A 22,980-nucleotide genomic window follows, 5' to 3' on the forward strand; every position below is an offset into this window, starting at 1 on the left:
GTATTAAATAACTGGATTTACAATAGAGTTTATTCAAGAAAACAAAAATGAAAAAATTATAATAAAATAATATTTACATATGTATTTCTTGGTTGAAATACTGGTGTGTTAATTCAACCAAAGCGAGAGCCCTGCTTTGTTCTCTGAAAGTATATCAGATCAATCGACGGTGCGTCTATCCCGAGGATCGACAATGCCGCATGGGCGTGTCCGCGATGGTGTGTTTGATGATTGAAGAAATGACACAACGCAGGCGCAAGGCGTTGCGAAACTGTTCGTACGTCGGTGACTGTGACATAGGTGAAGCGCCCCGAAAAAGCGCCTTCCTCTAGACTTTCTATCCAGCTTAAAATGCGCCTGTCTTCGTTTTCGCGTGCGATGTGCAGGGCCGGCAGCGCTGAATGCAGGATCGTGTCCAACCGCGCGGGAGCTGCGCCTTCACCCGTAAATCGTTTCATCCAGATGAGATCGGCCACCAGAATGTGATTCAGTGTGCCCATCAGCGATTTGAAGAATATGCCCACGTCTCGATTGAGCGCTTCCGCATCGAGGACCTGTGCAGACTCATAAATTTTTGTATTGGCCCAGAAGTTATAGGAAGCGAACATCTCAAAATGTTGTTTCATCGTCTTTGTCCGAGGTCTGGAGCAGAAAATCCTGCGTTTGGAGCATTGCCTTGAGCACTGGATATGCAATCGTGACTAATCTTTCAGGTCTCACCCAGAATCGAAAGGACCAGGCGTGACGATTGCATTGTACGACCTCGTGGGCGCGGACGAAGCGCGCCCTTTCAGTCCGCATTGCTGGAAAATCGCCTTTGCGCTCGCCCACAAAGAGCTCGAGTTCAAGTCGATGCCGGTACGCTTCACGGAAATCGGGAAAATAGAGTCTGGCGCCTTCAAGACCGTACCGGCCATTCGGGATGGCGAGCGCCTGTGCGTCGATTCTTTCCAGATCGCACTTTATCTCGAAGAGACCTATCCAGACCTTCCTCCGTTGTTCGCGGGTGAGGGAAGCAAGGCTCTCTCGCGTTTCATCGAGAAATGGGCGCAGGCCACCCTCACCGGTTATATCGGCCCCTCGCTGGTGCTTGACGTTCACGATGCACTCGGCCCGGCCGACCAGGAGTATTTCCGCGGCAGTCGCGAAAAACGGTTCGGACGCACGTTGGAGGAGACGGCAAGGGGTCGGGAGGAGCGTCTCGAGGGGTTTCGTGCGAGCCTGTTGCCGCTACGTCTGATGCTTTCCGAGCAGCAGTTCATCGGCGGACAAAGGCCTCTTTTTGCCGATTATATCGTCGCGGGCATCTTTCAGTGGGCGCGTGTTATCTCTCCCTTCCCGCTTCTCGCAGCGGAGGACCCGGTCGCGGCGTGGTTCGAACGCTGCCTGGACCTGCACGGTGGGATTGGCAGGCGGGTCCCGGCGGCTTGCTGATGGGAAGGGCCTTCCCATGTGCCTTTGAGACAGCTATAGAGCGCGCCATCTCCTAAAATGAGCTCACGCTCAAAATCCAGACAATCGAAGGACCGACCATGGCGATCGAACGCACATTTTCCATGATCAAGCCGGATGCCACCAAGCGCAATCTGACCGGCGCCATCACCAAGAAGCTCGAGGATGCCGGCCTGCGTGTCGTGGCATCGAAACGCGTATGGATGAGCCGCCGCCAGGCTGAAGGGTTCTATGCAGTGCACAAAGAGCGGCCGTTCTTCGACGAGCTATGCGAGTTTATGTCGTCGGCTCCGACCGTCGTTCAGGTGCTCGAGGGTGAGAACGCCATTCTCAAGAACCGTGAGATTATGGGCGCTACCAACCCCGCCGAGGCCGCCGAGGGCACGATCCGCAAGGAATTCGCCACGTCGATCGGCGAAAATTCCGTTCACGGTTCCGATGCGCCTGAGACCGCTGCCGAAGAGATCCGCTACTGGTTCTCCGACACCGAAATTGTCGGCTGACCGACCAGCGCTCATCGAGCGCTGTTCCTTGAAATCGGGGTTCACGCCCCGGTTTTTTTATGCGCCCTGGCGCGAGTTCGGAAACTTGAGGATGGACGCGGGATTGCGCTCCAGTACATAGTTGGCAAAATCGCGTCCAGTCATGGCGCGACCATAAAGCCAGCCCTGGAAATACTCACAGCCTGATGATTTCAGCAGCACTTCCTGCTGCTGGGTCTGCACATGCTCAGCGACGGCAGAAAGACCGAGCGTGGAGGCCATGTCCAGCATAGTCTGCACCAACGCCCGGTTGCTTTCGCTGCTCGTGATATCGGCGATAAAACTGCCATCGATCTTCAATTCGTCGAACGGCAGTTTTTTCAAATTAGCGATGGAGGAATAACCTGTTCCGAAATCGTCGAGCGACAACCTCACACCCAATGCCTTTAGCTCATGCATGCGCCGGGTGATCTGCATCTGATCGCTTGTCAGGACACGTTCTGTCATCTCCAATGTCAGACGCTGCGGATCGAGGCCGTGCGTATTGAGCCTGTCGTGCAGGAAGTCGAGGAAATCCGGATCGCGCAGCGATTTGAGGCTGAGGTTTACGGCCATCCGCAGTCCCGCAAGGCGCGGGTTGTCTTTCCATTGGGCAAGTGTGCGTACGCTCGTGTCGATCACACCGCGTCCCAGGAGTTCTGCAAGTCCGTGCTGCTCGGCCAATCCCACGAAATCGCTTGGCGAAAGCGCACCATGCTCCGCGTGATTCCAGCGTAGGAGAGCCTCTGCGCCCACCACATGGCCCGCGGCATTGACTTGCGGCTGGTAGTGCAGTTCCAGGTTGTTGTCCACCAGCGCACTGCGCATGTCGTTGAGCAGGCGAAAACGCTTGCGCTCTTTGCGCAGCACTTTCGGATCGAATAGCGCGACATTGTTTCGTCCCAGGCTCTTGGCCTGATACATGGCCATATCGGCATTCTTCATCAGAACTTCAGGGCCTTTTTCGCTGCCGTCGAATACGAGAACGCCAACACTCGCCGAAGTGTGATGGATCATGTGCCCAAGAACGAATTCCTGACGCAGCGCAGCAAGAACCCGATTGGCAGCCACGATCGCATTGCGCGTCGCAGTCGCGGCTGTGGTATCATTCAGGCACAGGACGATTACAAACTCGTCACCGCCGATCCTGCCCACCGAGTCCTGGGGGGCGACGGCAGCCTGCAGACGATCGGCGACTTGCTTGAGAAAGACATCCCCGACATCGTGGCCCATCGTGTCGTTCAGGGTCTTGAAGTTGTCGAGATCGATGAACAGGAGCGCGCCTCGTTGCCCGCTCTTTTGACATGAAGCCATTTGCCGACCGACCTCGTCGAAAAGCCGTCGGCGGTTGGGAAGCCGGGTCAGGGGATCGTAGAACGCAAGGCGTTCGATCTCCATTTCATTCTTCTTGCGCAGGGAGATATCGGAGAGATATCCGTGCCAGACAATACCCTCCTTCGTCGTTTCAGGCATTGCCGCGACACGCAGCCATTTTTCCACGCCGTCCATCGCGTGGATGCGAAACTCGCATTCCCAGGGTTTCAGCTTGATGCCTGAATCCCTCAGCGTCTCCAGATAATGTGCGCGGTCATCGTTGTGGATCACGTGCAAAACCGTATTCGGATCGTCCGGGACAGTCCGATCATCATAGCCGAGCAAGTCTCGTAAACCCTTTGACACGTAGAGAATGGAAAATTCTCCATTATCGCGCCGTAACAATTGGAAGAGCCCACCAGGCAGTTGCGATGTTAGCTTCTCGAACATGTCCTGAAGTTTCAGGCGCTTCACCGTTTCTGTGATCTCGCGTACGGAACCCTCATAATAGAGCGGCTTGCCAGTCCGGCGATCACGCACCAAGCGCGCCGATTCGCTCACCCAGATACGCTCCCGTGTTTTGTGACGATAGACCTCGGAAACGAAGTTCTCGACCTTGCCATTGGCCTCGAGTTCGGCGCGGAACGCATCGCGGCGGGTGGGCCCCACATACCACTCCTTGGCGATGTCCTTCACCCCTGCGAGGAGTGCCGCCTCACTCTCGTACCCGTTGAGGCGCACAAGAGCTGGATTCGCGCTGAGCTGCCGCCCGTCGAGCGAAGACCGGTAGATGCCCTCGGAAAGGTTGTCGATCAGTTCTTGATGGTTCTTCTGCTCGTCTCGCGCGTCGCGATAGCGTTGGCTGATCCGGGCCAGTTGATAGCCTAGCCCCAAGCATCCCAAAAGGCCTACTGCTGCGATCAACCACGCGGGATTCGTTCCCGCGACCAGCATCGTCTGGAAAAAATCCGACATCGTGCTCCCCGGCGTTACCTAGAGGAAGCTATAACCCCGAATGGTTTGTCGAAACGTCTAGTCTTGAGAGAAATGAATCCTATCGTTAGCGAGGCGTAAAGGCTTCTGGTTTCAGTCTTCCCAGCGCTTTAAGTCCTCCAGATCCTTGTCGTTTGCTTCCACCCAACCTGTCTTGGCACTTCCCCTCACGTGCTCCTTTTTCCAGAAGGGCGCCCGAGATTTGAGAAAATCCATCAGGAAGTCGGCAGCTTCGAATGCGGCACGCCTGTGGGACGAGGCAGCCACCACGAGAACGATGTTGTCGCCTGGTGCGATCTTGCCGAAACGGTGGATCACGGTCAGGCCCGTAAGCGGCCAGCGCGTGGTCGCCTGATTGGCGATCCGGATTATCTCGGCTTCCGCCATCCCGGGGTAGTGTTCGAGTTCGAGGGCTTCAAGCCGGCCATTCTCATCCCGGCAGAGTCCTGTGAAGCTCACGACGGCGCCAACATCGCGGCGTCGGGCGGTCAGGCGCCGGGTTTCTGTGGCGAGATCGAAGTCATCCGCCTGTACGCGTACCAAGGGCTCGCACGCCGATGCCATTTTTACCCCCCGGTCATAGGAGGGAACAGAGCAATCTCTCCATGGGGGGGCAGGGGCGTGGAATGGTCCGCATGCTCCTGGTTGATGGCGACACGGATAATCTCAGGCCGCTCCATGGCGGCCTCGTAATTTTCACCGCGCCCTTTCAGCCAGGTAAGCAGGTCTGTCACTGTCTTTACGTCGGCGGGCAAGGTAACCGTTTCGTCAGACAGGCCTATGCGCTCGCGCACCCATGCAAAATAAACCAGCTTCATCGTCACTCCTCCACGATGTGCTTCAGCCCCGCGCGGAAATAATCATAACCTGTGTAAAGGGTTACGATGGCAGAAATCCAAAGGAGCGCGATGCCAAGCTGCGTAGTGTAGGGCAAGACCTTGTCACCGGCGGGACCGGCGAGCAAGAAACCGATGGCTACCATCTGGATTGTGGTTTTCCATTTGGCCAGTTGTGTGACAGGAACGCTGACTTTCAGGGCTGCCAGATACTCCCGAAGGCCAGACACCAGAATTTCCCGGCAGAGGATGATAATCGCCGCCCACAAGGTCCACCCGGCGATGGTCCGATCCGTGTCGGCTGCAAGAAGCAGAAGACACGTTGAAACCAGCAGCTTGTCGGCGATGGGATCGAGCATTTTGCCGATGTTGGAGGTCTGCTCCCAGATGCGGGCGAGATAGCCGTCCAGATAATCAGTGATGCTTGCCGCAATGAAAAGCGCGAGCGCCGACCAGCGGGCGAAATCGCTCGACTGGAGCCTACCTTCCAGGAAAAAGCACAGGACAATCGCTGGTACCGCGAGAATTCTGCCGTAGGTCAGGAGGTTGGGAATGTTGAATGCCGGTGTGCTACGTCTGGCCATGAAGCGCAATCCTGCTCCGGTCTGCCGCCGGGGACTTCATACCCCCAGTCTCTTGAAGTAGGCCCGCCTGTCTGTAGACGCAGCAAGCCAATCAGCCTCTGTCAAATCAGAACCAGGCGCATACGGCAAGCGCCAAGGTCCTCGGGCGCGACGAAACAACGCCGGTTCAGCCATTTTCGTGAAAATGGTTGTAGATCTGTCGGGCGATGCCCTCGGAAATGCCGTCAACTGCGGTAAGATCTTCAATCCCGGCACGGCTGACGGCTTTCGCGGTCCCAAAATGATGCAGGAGTGCGCGTTTGCGGCCTGGGCCGATGCCGCTGATCTCGTCCAGCGGGTTTTTGACCATTTCCTTCTTTCGCCGCGCGCGATGCGAGCCAATGGCGAACCGGTGCGCTTCATCGCGCAGCCGTTGGATGAAATAAAGAACCGGGTCGCGAACCGGCAGGCTGAATGGGTTTGTGCCTGCCATGAAGAACCGCTCCCGCCCGGCATCGCGATCGACGCCCTTGGCCACGCCAATGGCGGTTACCAATCCCGCGATCCCGAGCTCCTCCAGCACTTGCCTGACCGCCGCCAGCTGACCCTGACCGCCGTCTATGAGGAGAACATCGGGCCACATGGGCATTTCGCCTGCCACCTCTTGTTCGGTGTCGGCATCGGGTGCTGCCGCCGGCCCTGGTAGGCCATTCTCCTTGATCAGCCGAGAAAACCGCCGCTGCATCACCTCGCGCATCATGCCGTAGTCATCGCCAGGGGTGATATCCGTCGATCGGATGTTGAACTTCCTGTACTGGTTTTTCGCAAAGCCTTCGGCGCCGGCAACGATCATGCCGCCCACGGCATTCGTGCCCATGATGTGGGAGTTGTCATACACTTCGATACGCTGGGGGGCGCTTTCAAGGCCGAATGTCTCGGCGAACCCTTCCATCAAACGCGCCTGCGACGAGGTCTCGGCCAGCCGCCGCCCCAATGCTTCGCGAGCGTTCTGCAACGCGTGGTCGGTCAGATCTTTCTTTTCACCCCTTTGCGGGCAGGAAACCTGCACCTTTCTGCCCGCACGTGTCGAAAGCGCATCGGCCAGAAGCTCCTGTTCCTCGATCTCGTGCGAGAGGAGAACCATGCGTGGGCAGGGCTTATCGTCGTAGAACTGGGCGAGGAATGCGCCGAGCACTTCTTCCGCTACAAGGCTCGGGTCGGCCTTCGGGAAATAGGCACGGTTGCCCCAGTTCTGGCTGGTGCGGAAAAAGAAGACCTGAATGCAGTTTTGCCCACCTTCCTGGTGAATGGCGAACACGTCTGCTTCTTCCACGCCTTGTGGATTGATGCCCTGATGGCTTTGCACATGGCTCAGGGCAGAAAGTCTGTCGCGGTAGATTGCCGCTCGCTCAAAATCAAGCGCCTCGGACGCCTCCTGCATCGATTGGGCGATTTCCGCTTTCACTTTGCTGGAGCGGCCTGACAGAAAGGCCTTTGCTTCTGAGACGAGTTCCGCGTAGCCCGCTTCGCTGATCTCGCCCGTGCAGGGGCCCGAGCAACGTTTAATCTGGAACAGAAGGCAGGGGCGGGTGCGGCTCTCAAAGACGGAATCGGTGCAAGTACGCAAAAGAAAGGCGCGCTGGAGGGAATTAATCGTGCGCCCGACGGCCCCCGCCGAGGCAAACGGACCGAAGTAATCGCCCTTCTTTGATCTCGCTCCGCGATGCTTGAAAATCCCAGGTGCCGGATGGTCGCCAGTCAAGAGAATATAGGGAAACGACTTGTCATCGCGCAAAAGCACATTGAAGCGGGGTCGCAACCGCTTGATGAGATTGGCTTCAAGAAGCAGCGCTTCAGTTTCCGTTCGCGTGACCACGAATTCCATGGAGGCGGTCTCTCGGACCATACGACCGATGCGATTCGTGTGGCCGCGGCCCTGCGCGTAGTTGGTGACGCGCTTCTTGAGGCTGCGCGCCTTGCCGACATAAAGCACGTCGCCGTCGGCGTTCATCATCCGATAGACGCCCGGAGCGTTGGGCAAACGTTTCACGGCTGACTGGATGACCTCGATCCCGACAACACCATCAGTCGTTTCGCCGCTGTCCCACTCGAGCGCCAAATTCGCCGGCTCCTTTAACGTGACGATGGTGCTCACTCGGGGATCCCCGCAATTTCGGGGGTCTCCCAGGCAAGATGTTGCCCCCCGTCTAACGCGATCATCTGACCGGTGATTGACCGGGTCTCCCAAAGATATCGGATGGTGCGTCCAAAATCTGCAAGATCTGGCCCACGCTCGAGAATCAGCGCATCCGTCTGGCGGTCGAAATCCGCCTGCTGCTGGCGTTGGTTGGGCAGGGTGGGGCCGGGCCCGATGGCGTTGACGCGTATGTTCGGGCCGAGCGCCTGTGCCATGGTTCGCGTGGCGGTCCAGAGTGCTGATTTCGAGAGCGTATAACTGAAGAAGCGTGGATTGAGACGCCACACACGTTGATCGATCATGTTGACGATCAACGCTTCCTGATCGTCCTTGAGCGCTCCTGCAAGGGCTTGCGCGAGCAGAGCCGGGGCTTTCACATGCAGGTCGAAATGCGCATCCCAACCCTCGTCTGTGAAGTCGGCAATTCCGTCATCTTCAAACACCGAGGCGTTGTTGACGAGAATGGATGGTACGCCAAGTACTCGGCGTGTCTGGTCGATCAGGTCGCGGGTGGCCGCGCCATTCTGCAGATCAGCCTGCACCACATGGACTTTCCCGCCCGTCCTGGTGATCTCATCAGCCAGCTTTTCGGCAGCTTCGCGGGACTGGCCGCAGTGAATGGCAACGGCAAATCCGTGCCCCGCAAGGTCGCGCGCGATGGCTGCGCCAATGCGCTTTGAAGCTCCAGTAATCAGTGCCGTTGCCCTCGATTGAGCCATATCTTTCCTGTTCGGTTTAACTCAACTGCGAAACCTGGCGGCCGCGTCAAAATGTTCAACAAAGTTGTTTAAGCCCAATGCCGATGACGTCCAAGCCCGCAACGTGACTGACCTTTCACTGCTGACAGTTGCGCGTTGTATTCGACATAGGCTTTTTGCGCAGGATCAAAAGACTGTGACGATGTAACCGGCAAACCCGGCGAGCATTGCGCTGCCTAAGAGTTTGCCCGACGCGACGCGTAGAAAGCCGAGAAGAGCGAGCACACAGGCTGCAGCGAGCATCACCCACATATCGATGGACACAATGCGCGGATCCACTGCGATTGGTGTGATGAGCGCTGTCAGACCCATGATGCAGGCGATGTTGAAGATGTTCGATCCCACGATGTTCCCCAGCGCAACAGTGGAATGACGCTTCAGTGCCGCCGCCAGGCTTGTGGCCAGTTCCGGAAGCGAGGTGCCTATGGCAACGATTGTCAGGCCGATCACGGCGTCGCTGACGCCAAAATTTTCAGCTATGCTCACAGCACCGGCTACCGTCAGTTGGGCGGCTATGGGCAGACCGATCACACCGGCAGCCAGATAGGCGATCACCCGTTTGCGATCATGAGGAGCTTCGCCGATTTCGTCTTGAAAATCATGGTCTGCCGATGCCTTGCCGTTCACAGCATTCCGTGCCTGCCAGGCGATGAAGGCGCAAAGGCCTGCGAAAAGCAGTGCACCTTCAAACCGCGAGATCACCCCACCGGTGAGCATCCACATAAAGACGGCGGTGGTCAGCAGCATCGCAACCAGGTTGCGCCTTAGGCCCTTTCCGTCCGAGACGATGGGATAAATGATCGCGGGGAGGCCTAGCACCAGAAGGATGTTGGCAATATTCGAGCCGACCACATTGCCCACCGCCAGGCCCGGTGCTCCCGAGAGTGCTGCCTGTATGGAAGTGAAGAGTTCTGGTGCAGAAGTACCGAAGGCGACCACGGTCAAGCCGATGACGAGAGGGGAAATGCCAAGATTTTCAGCCAGCCCCACAGCGCCTTTGACGAATATGTCGCCGGAAAGCATCAGAAGAACGACACCGGCAGCAAGCATGAGCAGGCTGAAGAGCATGAGGAACCTCGCGAGAATCGGAACAGCTGCAGGAATATAAGAGCTCGCCCTCACGACCCCAAGGTGCCGGAACACGGATGTTGCCAATTTGCAACGTCAACTTTCCGCCTTATTGGCGCCGCTGAATGACCTATTTTTCGGGCACGTTCAGCCTCATTTCGCGCCCAGATAGGGGCATGCGAGATCGGCCCGTTTCCTCCCAGGATTACCGGTCTCGCCAGCGTGGAGCGTTTGAAGGGCATGATGCCAAGTGGGGCGCCCACAGCTACGAAAATGCTAGTGGCTTAAGGAGTATGGACCATGAAAGCCCATAAGAACGTAATTCTTTCCGCGGCCGCAGCCGTTGGTTTTGTCGCTGCGGCTGGTGCTGCACAGGCTGCAGATGCCGTTATGGAGCAGCCGCCGGCACCGCCAGCCGCTCCGGTGATTTCCACTCCGATCAACGATTGGGAAGGTGGCTATGCCGGTATCGCTCTTGGCTACGGCTTTTCCGGCGAGACGTCTGCAAACCAGCCGGTTGCCGGCAACGACATTGACACCGACGGCTTCGTGGGCGGCGGCTTCGCTGGCTGGAACTTCCAGTCCGGCAGCTTCGTCTACGGTGTTGAAGGTGACGTGGGCTATAATGGGATGAAGGGCACCAATGCAGGTGTCGAGTCCAAGCATGGCGTCGATGGCACGCTGCGCGCCCGTCTCGGTGTCGCCGCGACCGACAACATCCTGATCTACGGCACGGCCGGTGGCGCTGCACAGCGTCTTAAGGTCTCCGATGCCGCCGGTTCAGACACCAACACCATGCTTGGCTGGACGGCCGGTGCCGGTGTGGACGCAAAGCTGACCGACAAGGTCTTCGGCCGCGTCGAATACCGTTACACCAAATTCGGTGATGAAGCCTTCAACACCGGTAGCGGTGCGCAGGAAGTCAGCGACAGCTCCAACAAGGTCATGTTCGGCCTTGGTATGCAGTTCTGATTGAAGCGACAGACTGAAATGGAAAAGCCGGGCCTCGTGTCCGGCTTTTTCTTTACCCGCCCCTGGCTGGCGGCATCAGAACCCGCTCGCGCCGGCAGTCCTTTCGATCCACGGCTTCGCAGGACCGGAACTCCAGATCCTTGGTCATGCAGATGCGCACTTCGCGCAGATAGCGATTATCGCATGTGACGGCGATGGCGTCTTTCTTCAGGCCAGGATTGGCTTCAAGGAAAGCCTCTTCGACGCGTTTTGGCGAAACCATCTCCGGTTTTGCAAGCTGGCGAAACTCGGGGGGCGTTTCCACACGCTCCCGCGCTTTGCGGGACAGCGTGAAGTAATCCTCCTGTGCGAAGCCCGTACACATTCCGTGCTTGCGCCACTGATGGCCCATCAGACCGGCTGAGGGCATGATGTCGCGGTATTGATCCACCAGTGCATCGGGAACACGCTGCGGTCGTTTTGAGGGACAGTATTCCGGATAGCTTTTCTCATATTGCGGCCACAGCCCGTGCACCACAAAAGCATAGGGCCGCTCGCGTCCGCATTGCTGCCGGTTGGCCTCATCGCCCTCGGCGGCGCAGTAGCTGGGCGACCAGCTTAACGATAGCACATAGAAGTCGAACGCACCTGCCGGTGCACCGCGCTCACCGGCGATGACCGGGGCAGTGGACACCGCAAGACATGTCAGAAAAGCGGCGCAAAGCCGCGTTGCCATGCGCATAATTTGCCCCGAACTCGCCTGGTCTATCGCAGGACGCGGCAATGGCCGTCATAGACGTTCCAGCGGTCGAAGCCGGAAAAACAGAATTCGACATTGTTGCCGAGCCCGGCAAAGCCCTGACCATATTCGATCAGGTACCAGATCGTGCGGTCGCGCCCATCGGACAGACGTGCCGTGGCGCGGCAATAGCGCCGCTCGATCGGGCTGTCGTAGGAGGAGGGGCTGTAGCGGGTCTGGTAGGACCCGTAGAAATCGACGATGTCGACATCGGGCAGGTTCGGTACATGGGTGACCTGATATCGAAAACGCTTCTGGATGGTCGAATGAACGCGCGCATCCGCGCAGACATCGCCGTAAGCGCCCATCATCGGATCGGCAGCTTGCGCCTGCATCGAAAGGAATGATGCGGTGAGGCCGGCTGCAAGAGCCAAAAAGCGCGCCATAGGTCTGTCTCCCGGATTGTTGCGGTGCGAACGGTTGAAGTTTTGCGCCAGTGCGCGGTTTGGGTCAAGCATCAGCATGCTATTCGTCCGTAAGCCTCTCGAACGCCCAGCGGCCCTTGCCTTCCTCGCCGAGAATGTCGACGAGAACCGGAAGAAGCGCTTCCATCTCTTCACGCAGCACGAAGGGGGAATTGACCACGATCATGCCCGTCCCATCGAGGCGCGGTTCATCGGAAGGGGCGCGCAATTCGAGACGGATGTCGATCACATCGGCGATGTCGCTTTCGGCAAACAGCTCCCGGAAAATCCGCACCGAATCGTGGTTTTTGATCGGATACCAGATGGCATAGATACCGCCCGGCCATCGCCGATATGCCTTTTGGACTTTTTCTACAATGCGTCCGAACTCGCCCTCCTCCTCGAAGGGCGGGTCAATCAGCACCAGTCCGCGTTTCTCCTTTGGTGGAAGGTGGGCACCCAGCGCCAGCCAGCCGTCGAGCTCAATCACCCGTGCCTGGAAATCGCCGGCAAAAATTTCTTTCAGCCGCGCGGCATCCTGCGGATGCAATTCGATGGCGGTCAGACGATCCTGTTTGCGCAAGAGATGGCGAACGAGGCGCGGGGAACCGGGATAATGTTGGATGCCCGGACCGTGATTCTCTTTCTCAACCGCTTTCAGCAAGGGATTCAAAAGGCTCGATGTTTTCTCATTGAGGGAAGCCTCGACCAAGCGGCCAATCCCGCCCCGCCATTCGCCGGTTTTTTGCGCTTCTTCGGAGCTGAGGTCGTAAAGCCCGATGCCCGCATGCGTGTCGATCACGCGGAAGGGTTTCTCCTTGCGTTTCAGATATTCAACGATGCGGGTCAGGATGGCGTGCTTGACCACATCGGCGAAATTTCCGGCATGATAGGCGTGGCGATAATTCATGATTTGCGCTTCGGTGATGCCTGTGTCTGAATTTCTGCTGTTTGGATCTACGCGTCCGCACGAAAAATCGCTAGTGTCGGGGCCATGAACACACACGCAAACATCCATATCGGCCATTCGGCCTGCCCACATGACTGCCCGTCGACCTGTGCGCTTGATGTCGAGGTCAAGGGCGGGCGCATTGGCCGCGTCCATGGCGCCAAGGACAACAGTTACACCGCCGGAGTGATCTGCGCCAAGGTTGCCCGCTATGCCGAACGCATCCACCACCCTGACCGGCTCTTGACGCCACTGGTCCGTTCCGGAGCGAAAGGCGAGGGGCAATGGAAGGAGGCGAGCTGGGAAGCCGCGCTCGACCGTGTGGCCGAAGCCTTTCTGAAGGCGGAGGAAAGATTCGGGACCGAGACCGTCTGGCCCTATTATTATGCCGGCACCATGGGGCTGGTGCAGCGTGATTCCATCGACCGGCTCCGCCACGCCAAGCGCTATTCCGGCTTTTTCGGTACGATTTGCACCAGTGCGGCCTGGACAGGCTTTGTCATGGGCGCGGGAGATCTGCGCGGGCCCGATCCGCGCGAGATGGCCAAGTCCGATTGTGTCGTGATCTGGGGAACCAATGCCGTTGCAACCCAAGTCAATGTGATGACCCACGCGATCAAGGCGCGCAAGGAGCGCGGCGCCAAGATCGTCGTCATCGACGTCTACGACAATGCGACGATGAAACAGGCAGATCTCGCTCTGGTTCTGAAGCCGGGAACGGATGCGGCCCTTGCCTGCGCGGTCATGCATGTCCTTTTCCGCGATGGTCTGGCCGACTGGGCATTTCTTGACAAATATACGGACGATCCCAAGGGTCTTGAAGCGCATCTGAAGACGCGCACGCCCGAATGGGCCTCCGCCATCACTGGACTTTCGATTGAGGAAATCGAGACCTTTGCCAGGCTGGTGGGCGAGACCAAGCGCACTTTCTTCCGGCTGGGCTATGGGTTTACGCGCAATCGCAATGGCGTGGTGAACATGCATGCAGCCCTCTCCATCGCCGCCGTTACCGGATGCTGGCAATATGAAGGTGGAGGTGCGTTTCACTCGAATTCCGGCATTTTCCGCCTCGACAAGTCGCAAATCGAGGGCAGTGCGCTGCGCGATCCCTCGATTCGATCGCTCGATCAGGCGCAAATCGGCCGCATTCTGACCAATGACACCGAAGCGTTGCATGGTGGCGCACCTGTTACGGCGCTTCTGATCCAGAACACCAATCCGGCAAACATCGCTCCGGAACAGCGGCTGGTGAAGAAGGGGTTTCTGCGCGAGGATCTTTTCACCTGCGTGCACGAGCAGTTCATGACGGACACGGCGAAGCTTGCCGACGTGGTTCTGCCGGCGACGATGTTCCTCGAGCATGACGACATCTATCGCGGTGGTGGTCATCAGCACATCATTCTCGGCCCAAAGCTCGTGGATGCGCCCGGTGATGCGCGGGAAAACCTGTTCGTGATCGAGGAGCTTGCGAAACGTCTTGGTGTCGCTGACCAGCCGGGCTTTGGGCTTACGGCCCGCGCGCATGTCGAGTTCATGTTGGAGAAGCGCGGGCTCGGCACGTTCGAAAGCTTCAAGGCCGATCGCTGGGCCGATGTGCAGCCGGATTTCGACACGGCTCATTTCGTCGATGGATTCGGTCACCCTGACGGTAAATACCGTTTCCGGCCGGACTGGACGGGAACGCCTGCGCCCAACCGTCCGCCTGCCTCCATCGGCCTGCAGGGGCCGCACGCCCGTATGCCGGACTTTCCCGATCACATGGACTTCATCGAAGTGGCGGATCCGGCACACCCCTACCGGCTCGCGACCTCTCCGGCACGCACTTTTCTCAATTCGAGTTTTACGGAAACACCGGGCTCGCTGAAACGGGAAGGGCGCCCGGAGCTGATGCTGCACCCCGACGACGCGGCAGAGCTCGGGCTTCAAAGCGGCGACCGCGTGGAGATCGGCAATCAGCGCGGCGAGGTGGTTTTGCACGTGAAGCTCTTCGACGGTGTGCGGCGCGGCGTGGTGATCGCCGAGGGCATCTGGCCAAACAGCGCGCATGAGCGCGGCGAAGGGATCAATGTCCTGACCGGAGCCGATTCCATTGCGCCATATGGCGGCGCGGCGTTCCACGACACGAAGGTCTGGGTGCGCGCTGTGTGAGAACCGGGCCGTGCGCCCGCGGTTCTGCCAATGGGTCCCGGATCAATCCCGGGATGACGGGAGTGCGCATTTTCGGGCAGGCTCCATCGTTGCCGCGCGGGGGAGCCGCCGGGGTTTGCCATCAGTTCGGGAAACGGGGCGCGTTTTTCGTGCCTCTCTGTTGGGAATTGAAGTGGCGCGAAAAGCGCGCCCCGCCGGCCGCTGTCCCGACTGCCGACCGGTCACTCGGGCGATCTGCGCCCTAGCGGCTTTTCCGCAACCGACATGATGCCGGCCGCCGGCCTTTTGCGGGCCCTCACAGGCCTCGGGTCACCGAACCCGAGGGGGAGGCTGCCGTCGCCCCTCCTGATCCCCGGCTCCGGACCCGGTTCCCGACAGGGGCGATGGGGGAAGTGTAGCGGCGGTTTCGGGGGTGGGGAGAAATGAGCGAATAGGGATCAGCGAACAGCGAGCAGGGATCGCGCTTCAACTGCGTCATCGTCCCATGGCTTGACCATGGGAGCCATGCCGTGGCGCTGGTGACGGGGTACGGCCGAGAAAAATTGCGTTTCGCCTTGAAGGGCTGCGGTTTATCCCCGGTGTTGCGACATGGATCCCCGGGTCAAGCCCGAGGATAGCGACAGTGAGAGCGGATGTACGGGGTTCTCAATCGCGGCGTTCGCCGGGAGACACAATCGCAATGTCGCGATGTTCGTCCTCGACACCGGAGAACACGGCAACGCCATCGGACATGCGTACGCGACCTTCCGCAAGAAGGCGAAGCGATAGAGGATAGAGCCGATGCTCAACCTTGAGAACCCGCTCGCCAAGCGTCTCTTCCGTATCGTCGGTGAGAACCGGCACGGCTGCCTGGGCGATGATCGGACCTTCATCCATCTCCGGCGTGACGAAATGAACCGTGCATCCGTGAACGCGCACGCCGGTTGCAAGCGCGCGGGCGTGGGTATCGAGACCGCGGAAGCTTGGCAGGAGGGCAGGGTGGATGTTGATCATCCGCCCTTTCCATTTCTGCACGAAGTCCGGGGTAAGAAGTCGCATGTATCCGGCCAGACAGACGATTTCCGCCTTGAATTCGGTCAGAGCCTTGTGAATGGCGGCATCATGTGCCTCGCGCCCGTCATAATCGCGCGATGAAACCACTCTTGTGGGAATGTTGTGCGTGGCAGCGACGTCCAGTCCGCGTGCATCGGCGCGGTTGGAGAGCACACCGACGATCTCGGCGGGAAAGGAAGGGTCGATGGCAGCAGCGATGAGTGCCGCCATGTTGGAGCCCCGGCCGGAGATCAGGACTGCGACCTTCTTGCGCGTCTGGCGGCTCATAGGGCGAGAGAACCGCGATAGGTGACGCCGGCGGCCTGACGCGGGACGATCTGACCAAGCATGGTAACATGCTCGCCGGCCTGTTGGAGCAGTGCTGCGATCTGCGCCGCCTCGTCGGCGGCAACCGCCACAGCCATGCCAATGCCGCAGTTGAAGGTGGAAAGCATCTCGCTTTCGGCAACACCGCCCGTCTTGGCGAGCCAGGAGAAGACCTGAGGAACATCGATGGCCTTGAGGTCTATCTCGGCGGCGAGATGGTCAGGCAGCACGCGCGGCAGGTTTTCGGGAAAGCCGCCGCCGGTGATGTGGGCCAGCGCCTTGATGCCCCAGGCGGCTTTCAGGGTTTCGAGGATTGGTTTGACATAAATGCGGGTTGGCTCGAGCAGCGCGTCGCCCAACGTCTTGCCCGGCGCAAAGGGGGCCTTGTCTTCCCAGCCGAGACCGGCATCGGAGACGATGCGGCGCACGAGCGAGAACCCGTTGGAATGAACACCGGAGGACGCAAGCCCCAGAAGAACGTCACCCTCGATGATGTCTCCGGTGGGCAGAAGCCGGTCACGCTCGGCCGCCCCCACGGCAAAGCCCGCTAGATCGTAATCGTCGCCATGATACATGCCCGGCATTTCGGCCGTTTCGCCGCCGATCAGCGCGCAGCCGGCCTGCCTGCAGCCTTCCGCAATGCCTGACACGATGGCCGCGCCCTGATCGGGATCCAGCCTGCCGGTGGCGAAATAGTCGAGGAAGAAAAGGGGCTCGGCACCCTGAACGACGAGATCATTCACACACATGGCGACGAGGTCGATGCCGACCATGTCGTGGCGGTTCGCGTCGATAGCAATCTTGAGCTTGGTGCCAACACCGTCATTGGCCGCCACGAGGATCGGGTCTGTGAAACCAGCCGCCTTGAGATCGAACAGGCCACCAAACCCGCCGATCTCGCTGTCGGCGCCCGGACGGCGCGTGGCGCGCACCATGGGCTTGATTTTGTCCACCATCCGGCTGCCAGCGTCGATGTCGACGCCCGCATCGGCATAGGTGAGGCCGTTTTTACGTTCCTGAGCCATTTCGTTCTCGCCGCCGCGTTTTTTTCGGCTTCTGACATGAAGGGGGCGCTTCTGCAAGGCGAGAGATATTAACAGGCTGGCCTATTGAAAGCGTGACCTTACCCTACAATGTGTGAAAGCCTGCGATAAGTGTGTCCCGAAAATGCCTTTCACTGTGGCGAAAAGGCATGGCTGCGGACGGCGAGGGTGGAGATTTCCCAGTGACGATACCCAACATCATCACCTTGCTGCGCTTCTTCCTCGTGCCGGGCGTTGTGTTCGCTCTTCTGACGGGCGAGTATGGCTGGGCATTTGCCGGCTTTTTGGCGGCCGGCATTTCCGATGGTGTCGACGGTTTCATCGCGCGGCATTTCGATCAGCGAACCGAGCTTGGTGCCTATCTGGACCCCATCGCCGACAAGCTCCTTCTGGTGAGCGTTTTCGTGGTGTTCGGCTATATGATGGAGTTGCCGCTCTGGCTGGTGATGGCAGTCGTTTCGCGCGATGCCCTGATCGTTGGGGGCGTGCTGCTTGCCAATGTGATGGGGCACCCGGTGGCGATGAAGCCGCTGCTGGTTTCGAAGGCAAACACGCTGGTGCAGATCTTGCTGGCACTCCTGGTTCTGGCCGAACTCGCATTCGGGTACAGTTCAGGGGCAGTGCGGATCTCTCTCATCATTGCTACCGGGCTCTTGACCGTGGCTTCCGGAGCGGCCTATCTCGTTGCCTGGATCAAGCATATGGGTGGTTATGCAGAAAGTGACACCGAAGGACGCTGAGAACGGGGCCGGACCGGTGATTGCCCGCCCGACGCTGGCACGCCATGTCGCGTTCTGGGTCGTGGCGACCCTGGGGCTTGTCCTGTTTCTCTATGTTTTCAGTTCCATCCTGCTGCCGTTCCTGGCGGGCATGGTGCTTGCATATTTCCTCGATCCCGTCGCCGACCGGCTGGAGGCGATGGGCCTGTCGCGCATGGCCGCGACCGTTGTGATCCTGATCAGCTTCATCGTCTCATTGCTGCTTGGTCTGATGATCGTCGTGCCGGTTCTGGGAACGCAGCTGGCCGATTTTGCCGGGCGCCTTCCGGAATATCTGACACGCCTTCAGGAATTGGCGAACCAGCTCGAACCGTCATGGCTCAACAATGTCATTAATGGCGAGACAGACGCGGTCCGCGAGAATCTGAGCTCAATTCTCGCGCAGGGCTCAAGCTTTCTGGGCACGCTCTTCAAATCGGTGTGGAGCTCGGGTGTGGCGATCGTCAATGTGGCCAGTCTCTTCGTTGTCACGCCGGTGGTGGCATTTTACATGCTTCTCGACTGGGACCACATGGTGGAGAAGGTGGACAGCTGGGTGCCGCGCGACCATGTCGATACGGTGCGCCAGATCGCCCGCGACATCAATGTCGCAACGGCTGGATTTGTGCGTGGGCAGGGCACTTTGTGTCTCATTCTGGGGATTTTCTACGCCGTCGGTCTTTCACTGGTGGGGCTCAATTTCGGGCTGTTGATCGGGCTTCTCGCCGGCCTCATCAGCTTCATTCCCTATGTGGGCTCGTTGATCGGTTTCGGGCTCGCCATAGGCATTGCCGTGGTGCAGTTCTGGCCCGACTGGTGGTGGGTTCTGGCGGTGGCGGCGATCTTCTTCTCCGGCCAGTTCCTGGAGGGCAACATTCTGCAGCCGAAACTTGTCGGCAAGAGTGTGGGGCTGCATCCGGTGTGGCTGATGTTCGCGCTGTTCGCTTTCGGCTATCTGTTCGGATTTGCAGGCCTGCTGATCGCCGTGCCGGCGGCGGCGGCCGTTGCCGTCCTGGTGCGCTTCGCCATCAACCAGTATCTCGCTTCGCCGCTTTATAGCGGGCACGAAGATGCACCGGCGAAAACGCCGAAACCCCGGGGCTGAAACCATGTCATCGCGCCAGCTGCCGCTCGATCTGGCCCCGGGAGAAGCGTTGAGCCGCGACGATCTGGTGGTGACGCCGGCCAACGCTCGCGCGGCCGCTCTCATAGAAAACTGGCCTTCCTGGCCGGCGCCGGTGGTGATTCTCGCCGGTCCCGCAGGCAGCGGCAAGTCGCATCTCGCCGCCATTTGGCAGGAAGAAGCGGATGCGGTGACGGTGCTGCGCCAGGGGATCGACGCCGAGGCCATGGAACAGGCGGCTCTGCGTCCTGTGCTTATTGACAATGTCGATGGCGGCCCGGTGGACGAGAACGGCCTCTTTCATCTGATCAACGCCGCGCGTGCGGGCAGGCAAGCGATGCTTCTCACGGCGCGCAGCTTCCCGAGCGCCTGGGGTGTGAAACTTCCAGATCTCCTCTCGCGGCTGAAGGCTGCGGCCATGGTGGAAATCGACGAGCCGGACGACATGCTCCTTGCCGGCGTGATCACGAAACTTTTCGCCGATCGGCAGGTGGATGTGGAACCGCATGTGGTGCAATTCCTCGTGCGCCGCATCGAACGTTCCCTTTCAAGCGCCATCCGCGCGGTGGACGCCATCGACCGCGCGGCGCTCGAGCGAAAGACCAGAATTACCCGCCCGCTCGCCGCCGAGGTGGTGGCGGCTCTGGAAGCGGGCGAAAGGGTGTTCGAAGGTTAGTCCCGTGTTCGAGACGCAAGAGCGTCGCACGCCTGCGGGAACCATTTTCACCGATCTCAGTTTTGCTCTCCACAGGTCAGACAAGTGACAAAGGAGTGCATGATGACTGATGAGCGCAAGGATCGCACCACGGTGGTGACCTCAGGTGGTGGCGGGGGTGCCGGCTGGTTTATCGCCGGTGGGCTCGTCGTTGCCCTCGCTCTCGGAGGCTTCCTGCTCTTCGGCGGTGCGCTGGGTGGTGGCGACAGCGGTGGCGTGAACATCGATGTCCCGGAAAAGGTCACCATCGAAACGCCCAAACCAGCTGAATAACCACGTTTATCGCCCGGCCCCGCCGGGCGATGTCGTTCTTGTTGCCGCACGTCTTGCCGCACGTCATGCGGAAATCATCGCATGGTCACGGCAACCTTTTTTCACTCACAAACCTCTATGCCGATCTTGCCCATATGGGACTTTGCCAGGAACGCCTCTTGGGCGACGCGCAACTCGCGCAGCCGGTAGCGCTCAGCGACCACAGGCCGTATGTCGCCTGCCTCTATGTAACTCACGAGGTCGCTAAAGACACTCGGCGCCTGCCGAGTGCTCCCGATCAGTGTCAGATCCTTCAGATACAGGGTCCGCAGGTCCAGTTCCACGATGGGGCCGGCAATAGCGCCTGAGGTCACATAGCGCCCCCCTGGCACAAGTGAGTCGAGCAGGCCCGGCCATCGCGGTCCGCCAACGAGGTCGAGCACCACATGAAACGCGGACTGGGGAAAGGGGTCGTTCCGATCGATCATGGTCTCGGCCCCAAGAGCCTCAAGGGCCTCCATCTTCGCCGGAGTGGTGACCGCAGTGACATGCGCTCCCCGACGTTTGGCGAGTTGTACCGCGGCCGAACCGACACCTCCCGAAGCACCCGTGATCAGCACGCGCTCATTGGCCAGGTTTGCGCGCTGGATCATTCCTTCGGCAGTGGAGAACGCGCACGGGAAGGACGCGAGTTCCACATCAGAAAGCGCGCTTTCGATTCTCAAGGCATGTTCGGATCCCACGGTGGTGTATTCTGCGAACGCTCCATCGCGCTCGGAACCGAAAGTTACGAGCGTGTCAGGCTCCCCACCTCCTGGACGGTGCATCGGCCGCACGAGGACCCGTTCGCCAATACGTGCCCTGTCCACGCCCTCACCAACCGAGACAATCCTGCCGCAGCAATCCGCACCTTGAATGCGCGGGAAATTCAGCGCGCCAGACCACGCGCCGTCGGCATCCGACACGCCGCCATAGCCCTCTGCCGCAGCAGAATTCGTGTCGCCCCGCACGGACTTCGAATACCAGCCGGTCCGAGTATTCACGTCGGTGTTGTTTACGGAGGAGGCGCCCACGCGGATCAAAACTTCTCCCGCGTCCGGCCGCGGAACCGGCACATCCTCGCGCCATTCCAGCTTCTCAAGACCGCCATGTCCGGTGAGGACCATGGCTTTCATTGTCGCAGGCAGTGTCATCGACGTAGGCTCCATTGTAGAATGATTGCTCTACTTGCATAGGTAGAGGGAACGTTCTACATGGTCAACCATGAGGGACACATTTGGAAGAATATCCGATGGGCTCGAGCGAGCCTTCGCCAGGCGCGGCTTCGCGGAACCCTCGGTAGAGGATCTGCGCGACGCCGCCGGGGTGAGTCTGCGCACGCTCTACAAGTACACGCCCTCTCGCGCGGACATGGTTCTCGCAGCACTGGAGAACCGTCATCAACGCTACCTCGCGCATGTTTTTGACGACCTGCCGGACGGTCATGAAGAGGCCAGAGATGAGATTTTGACGAGGGTCGGTACCTGGATGGCGACCGAGGCCTCTCACGGCTGTCTGTTTCATGCCGCTGTGGCCGCTGACCCGGCAAGCGAACCGCTCCGGAGCCTTCTCGAGCGTCACAAGCGGGACGTGGCATCCAGAGCCGCTGCGGCCACGGGCCTCGTTGCGGTCGAAACTGAACTTCTCGTCATCATCGAGGGACTGACCCAGGCTTGGCCTCTGCAGGGCGATAGAGCCGTCGATGCTGCCAAACGGTTGGGGCGCGCATTATGGATTTCGCTCGGATAATGTCGACGCGTAGGCTGGGTCAGTACACTGTATCTGTGCAGATGAGGCCGGTTTCGAACCGATCACGTGAATACGCCTGAAACCACGATTCATCAAAAAACGCTAAAACCACCGCGGCGCACCGATCCCGCCCGTCCTCAAGCTGCTGCAATGAGCCGACGAGCAGAACGTCAGCTTCATCAACTGAAGCGCCGGAGCGTGTCTGGTGGATTTTGGCGCAGATCATTTCATCTGCGAGCACTGGAACGAATCGAAAATCGATTGAGCGGGAGAACGAGGAGCGCCCCCTCTTGCGATGAAGGCCACGCCGCCACAATGAGCATGGCAATTTCCGTGGGACATTTGCGCGCGTGAATGCCACGGGGCGCTGTTTGATCCGATTTTGGATCATTCGCCTATTGCCAAATCGGATCTGAAACTCTAGGGAAAGCGGACCTCGGAGCGTAGCGCAGCCTGGTAGCGCATCTGGTTTGGGACCAGAGGGTCGCAGGTTCGAATCCTGCCGCTCCGACCACCTTTTCGCATTTGTGCGGATGTCAGGTGGTGCCACCTGACTGAAAGATGCTCTGGAACGAGGTTTACGACGTGTCTGCGCGCATTTTCAGCCCGGCCAAGACGGCCATGCAGTCCGGCAAGGCCAAGACCGGCCTTTGGGTGCTGGAGTTCGACCCCGAGATACCGCGCAAGATCGATCCTCTCATGGGATACACCACGTCTGCCGACATGAAGAGCCAGGTTCGTCTGACCTTCGAGAGCAGGGAAGAGGCGATCGCCTACGCTGAACGGAAGGGGATTCCCTTCCGTGTGGAAGAGCCACAGCTGCCCAAGCGGCGCCAGGTTTCCTATGCGGACAATTTCCGCTATGACCGCAAGACCCCGTGGACGCACTGAATCGGCGCCCACGCGTCGGTCCCGTAGCTCAGTTGGATAGAGCACCGGCCTTCTAAGCCGATGGTCGCAGGTTCGAATCCTGCCGGGATCGCCAAGCT

24 protein-coding genes and 2 tRNA genes are annotated in these 22,980 nt (G+C 59.3%); 12 read left to right on the forward strand and 14 right to left on the reverse strand.

Going from position 1 to position 22,980, the window contains the following annotated elements:
- Positions 1-113: 113 nt before the first annotated feature.
- Complete coding sequence (locus KW403_RS15340) at positions 114-626, reverse strand: DinB family protein (protein WP_223020309.1); 513 nt, start codon at positions 624-626, stop codon at positions 114-116.
- 115 nt (positions 627-741) lie between these two features.
- On the opposite strand from KW403_RS15340, the gene KW403_RS15345 reads away from it, so the two are divergent.
- Positions 742-1,434, forward strand: a complete 693-nt coding sequence (locus tag KW403_RS15345; protein WP_223020310.1) for a glutathione S-transferase family protein — start codon at positions 742-744, stop codon at positions 1,432-1,434.
- 98 nt (positions 1,435-1,532) lie between these two features.
- Entirely contained in the window at positions 1,533-1,955 is a 423-nt protein-coding gene (ndk, locus tag KW403_RS15350; RefSeq protein WP_223020311.1) for a nucleoside-diphosphate kinase, read from the forward strand.
- 57 nt (positions 1,956-2,012) lie between these two features.
- On the opposite strand, the gene KW403_RS15355 is transcribed toward ndk, so the two are convergent.
- The 7 genes from KW403_RS15355 to KW403_RS15385 form a co-directional block, all read right to left on the reverse strand.
- A complete protein-coding gene (locus KW403_RS15355) occupies positions 2,013-4,262 on the reverse strand; it encodes a putative bifunctional diguanylate cyclase/phosphodiesterase (RefSeq protein WP_223020312.1) in 2,250 nt (749 codons plus the stop codon).
- A 111-nt stretch (positions 4,263-4,373) separates the two neighbouring features.
- Positions 4,374-4,844 (reverse strand): molybdenum cofactor biosynthesis protein MoaE, encoded by a 471-nt coding sequence (locus KW403_RS15360; RefSeq protein WP_223020313.1) that lies wholly within the window; start codon positions 4,842-4,844, stop codon positions 4,374-4,376.
- A 2-nt stretch (positions 4,845-4,846) separates the two neighbouring features.
- Positions 4,847-5,098, reverse strand: coding sequence for a molybdopterin converting factor subunit 1 (gene moaD / locus KW403_RS15365; protein ID WP_223020314.1), 252 nt, complete (start codon positions 5,096-5,098; stop codon positions 4,847-4,849).
- 2 nt (positions 5,099-5,100) lie between these two features.
- Positions 5,101-5,700: a CDP-diacylglycerol--glycerol-3-phosphate 3-phosphatidyltransferase gene (gene pgsA / locus KW403_RS15370; RefSeq protein WP_223020315.1), complete on the reverse strand. Its 600-nt coding sequence runs from the start codon at positions 5,698-5,700 to the stop codon at positions 5,101-5,103.
- A 166-nt stretch (positions 5,701-5,866) separates the two neighbouring features.
- Positions 5,867-7,798, reverse strand: coding sequence for an excinuclease ABC subunit UvrC (gene uvrC, locus KW403_RS15375; RefSeq protein ID WP_378596478.1), 1,932 nt, complete (start codon positions 7,796-7,798; stop codon positions 5,867-5,869).
- Positions 7,799-7,830: 32 nt separating this feature from the next.
- Positions 7,831-8,595 carry an SDR family oxidoreductase gene (locus tag KW403_RS15380; RefSeq protein ID WP_223020316.1) on the reverse strand — a complete coding sequence of 255 codons (765 nt, stop codon included), beginning with the start codon at positions 8,593-8,595 and terminating at the stop codon, positions 7,831-7,833.
- Between the two features lie 165 nt (positions 8,596-8,760).
- Positions 8,761-9,702 carry a calcium/sodium antiporter gene (locus KW403_RS15385; RefSeq protein WP_223020317.1) on the reverse strand — a complete coding sequence of 314 codons (942 nt, stop codon included), beginning with the start codon at positions 9,700-9,702 and terminating at the stop codon, positions 8,761-8,763.
- 300 nt (positions 9,703-10,002) lie between these two features.
- Between KW403_RS15385 and KW403_RS15390 the strand changes: the two genes are divergently transcribed.
- Entirely contained in the window at positions 10,003-10,674 is a 672-nt protein-coding gene (locus tag KW403_RS15390) for an outer membrane protein (protein WP_223020318.1), read from the forward strand.
- A 52-nt stretch (positions 10,675-10,726) separates the two neighbouring features.
- On the opposite strand, the gene KW403_RS15395 is transcribed toward KW403_RS15390, so the two are convergent.
- The 3 genes from KW403_RS15395 to KW403_RS15405 form a co-directional block, all read right to left on the reverse strand.
- Positions 10,727-11,395: a ribonuclease T2 family protein gene (locus KW403_RS15395; protein WP_223020319.1), complete on the reverse strand. Its 669-nt coding sequence runs from the start codon at positions 11,393-11,395 to the stop codon at positions 10,727-10,729.
- 23 nt (positions 11,396-11,418) lie between these two features.
- A complete protein-coding gene (locus KW403_RS15400) occupies positions 11,419-11,838 on the reverse strand; it encodes a hypothetical protein (protein WP_223022599.1) in 420 nt (139 codons plus the stop codon).
- A gap of 79 nt (positions 11,839-11,917) precedes the next feature.
- Positions 11,918-12,766 (reverse strand): 23S rRNA (adenine(2030)-N(6))-methyltransferase RlmJ, encoded by an 849-nt coding sequence (locus tag KW403_RS15405; RefSeq protein ID WP_223020320.1) that lies wholly within the window; start codon positions 12,764-12,766, stop codon positions 11,918-11,920.
- Positions 12,767-12,850: 84 nt separating this feature from the next.
- Here KW403_RS15405 and KW403_RS15410 point away from each other — a divergent pair, with 84 nt between their 5' ends.
- Positions 12,851-14,953: a molybdopterin-containing oxidoreductase family protein gene (locus KW403_RS15410; RefSeq protein WP_223020321.1), complete on the forward strand. Its 2,103-nt coding sequence runs from the start codon at positions 12,851-12,853 to the stop codon at positions 14,951-14,953.
- 645 nt (positions 14,954-15,598) lie between these two features.
- Here the strand turns inward: KW403_RS15410 and purN are convergent.
- Both purN and purM read right to left on the reverse strand, forming a co-directional pair.
- Entirely contained in the window at positions 15,599-16,273 is a 675-nt protein-coding gene (purN, locus tag KW403_RS15415) for a phosphoribosylglycinamide formyltransferase (RefSeq protein WP_223020322.1), read from the reverse strand.
- Positions 16,270-17,337: a phosphoribosylformylglycinamidine cyclo-ligase gene (gene purM / locus KW403_RS15420; protein WP_223020323.1), complete on the reverse strand. Its 1,068-nt coding sequence runs from the start codon at positions 17,335-17,337 to the stop codon at positions 16,270-16,272. Before purM ends, purN begins: the two co-directional genes overlap by 4 nt.
- Before the next feature lie 200 nt (positions 17,338-17,537).
- Here purM and KW403_RS15425 point away from each other — a divergent pair, with 200 nt between their 5' ends.
- The 4 genes from KW403_RS15425 (at position 17,538) to KW403_RS15440 (ending at position 20,224) form a co-directional block, all read left to right on the forward strand.
- Complete coding sequence (locus tag KW403_RS15425; protein WP_223022600.1) at positions 17,538-18,095, forward strand: CDP-alcohol phosphatidyltransferase family protein; 558 nt, start codon at positions 17,538-17,540, stop codon at positions 18,093-18,095.
- Positions 18,067-19,218, forward strand: coding sequence for an AI-2E family transporter (locus KW403_RS15430; RefSeq protein WP_223020324.1), 1,152 nt, complete (start codon positions 18,067-18,069; stop codon positions 19,216-19,218). The genes KW403_RS15425 and KW403_RS15430 overlap by 29 nt, the downstream gene beginning before the upstream one ends.
- 4 nt (positions 19,219-19,222) lie before the next feature.
- A complete protein-coding gene (hdaA, locus tag KW403_RS15435; protein ID WP_223020325.1) occupies positions 19,223-19,912 on the forward strand; it encodes a DnaA regulatory inactivator HdaA in 690 nt (229 codons plus the stop codon).
- A gap of 102 nt (positions 19,913-20,014) precedes the next feature.
- Complete coding sequence (locus KW403_RS15440) at positions 20,015-20,224, forward strand: hypothetical protein (RefSeq protein ID WP_223020326.1); 210 nt, start codon at positions 20,015-20,017, stop codon at positions 20,222-20,224.
- Between the two features lie 101 nt (positions 20,225-20,325).
- On the opposite strand, the gene KW403_RS15445 is transcribed toward KW403_RS15440, so the two are convergent.
- Positions 20,326-21,396 (reverse strand): alcohol dehydrogenase family protein, encoded by a 1,071-nt coding sequence (locus KW403_RS15445; RefSeq protein WP_223020327.1) that lies wholly within the window; start codon positions 21,394-21,396, stop codon positions 20,326-20,328.
- 70 nt (positions 21,397-21,466) lie between these two features.
- Between KW403_RS15445 and KW403_RS15450 the strand changes: the two genes are divergently transcribed.
- From KW403_RS15450 to KW403_RS15465, 4 genes are all read left to right on the forward strand, one after another.
- Positions 21,467-21,991, forward strand: coding sequence for a TetR/AcrR family transcriptional regulator (locus KW403_RS15450; protein WP_223020328.1), 525 nt, complete (start codon positions 21,467-21,469; stop codon positions 21,989-21,991).
- Positions 21,992-22,428: 437 nt separating this feature from the next.
- Positions 22,429-22,505 (forward strand) — tRNA-Pro (locus KW403_RS15455).
- Positions 22,506-22,576: 71 nt separating this feature from the next.
- On the forward strand, positions 22,577-22,882 hold the full coding sequence (locus KW403_RS15460) for an ETC complex I subunit (protein WP_223020329.1): 306 nt from the start codon (positions 22,577-22,579) through the stop codon (positions 22,880-22,882).
- A gap of 17 nt (positions 22,883-22,899) precedes the next feature.
- Positions 22,900-22,976, forward strand: a tRNA-Arg gene (locus KW403_RS15465).
- The last annotated feature ends 4 nt before the right edge of the window (positions 22,977-22,980 follow it).

Source organism: Nitratireductor kimnyeongensis (genome assembly GCF_019891395.1).
In the GTDB taxonomy this organism is placed as follows: domain Bacteria; phylum Pseudomonadota; class Alphaproteobacteria; order Rhizobiales; family Rhizobiaceae; genus Nitratireductor; species Nitratireductor kimnyeongensis.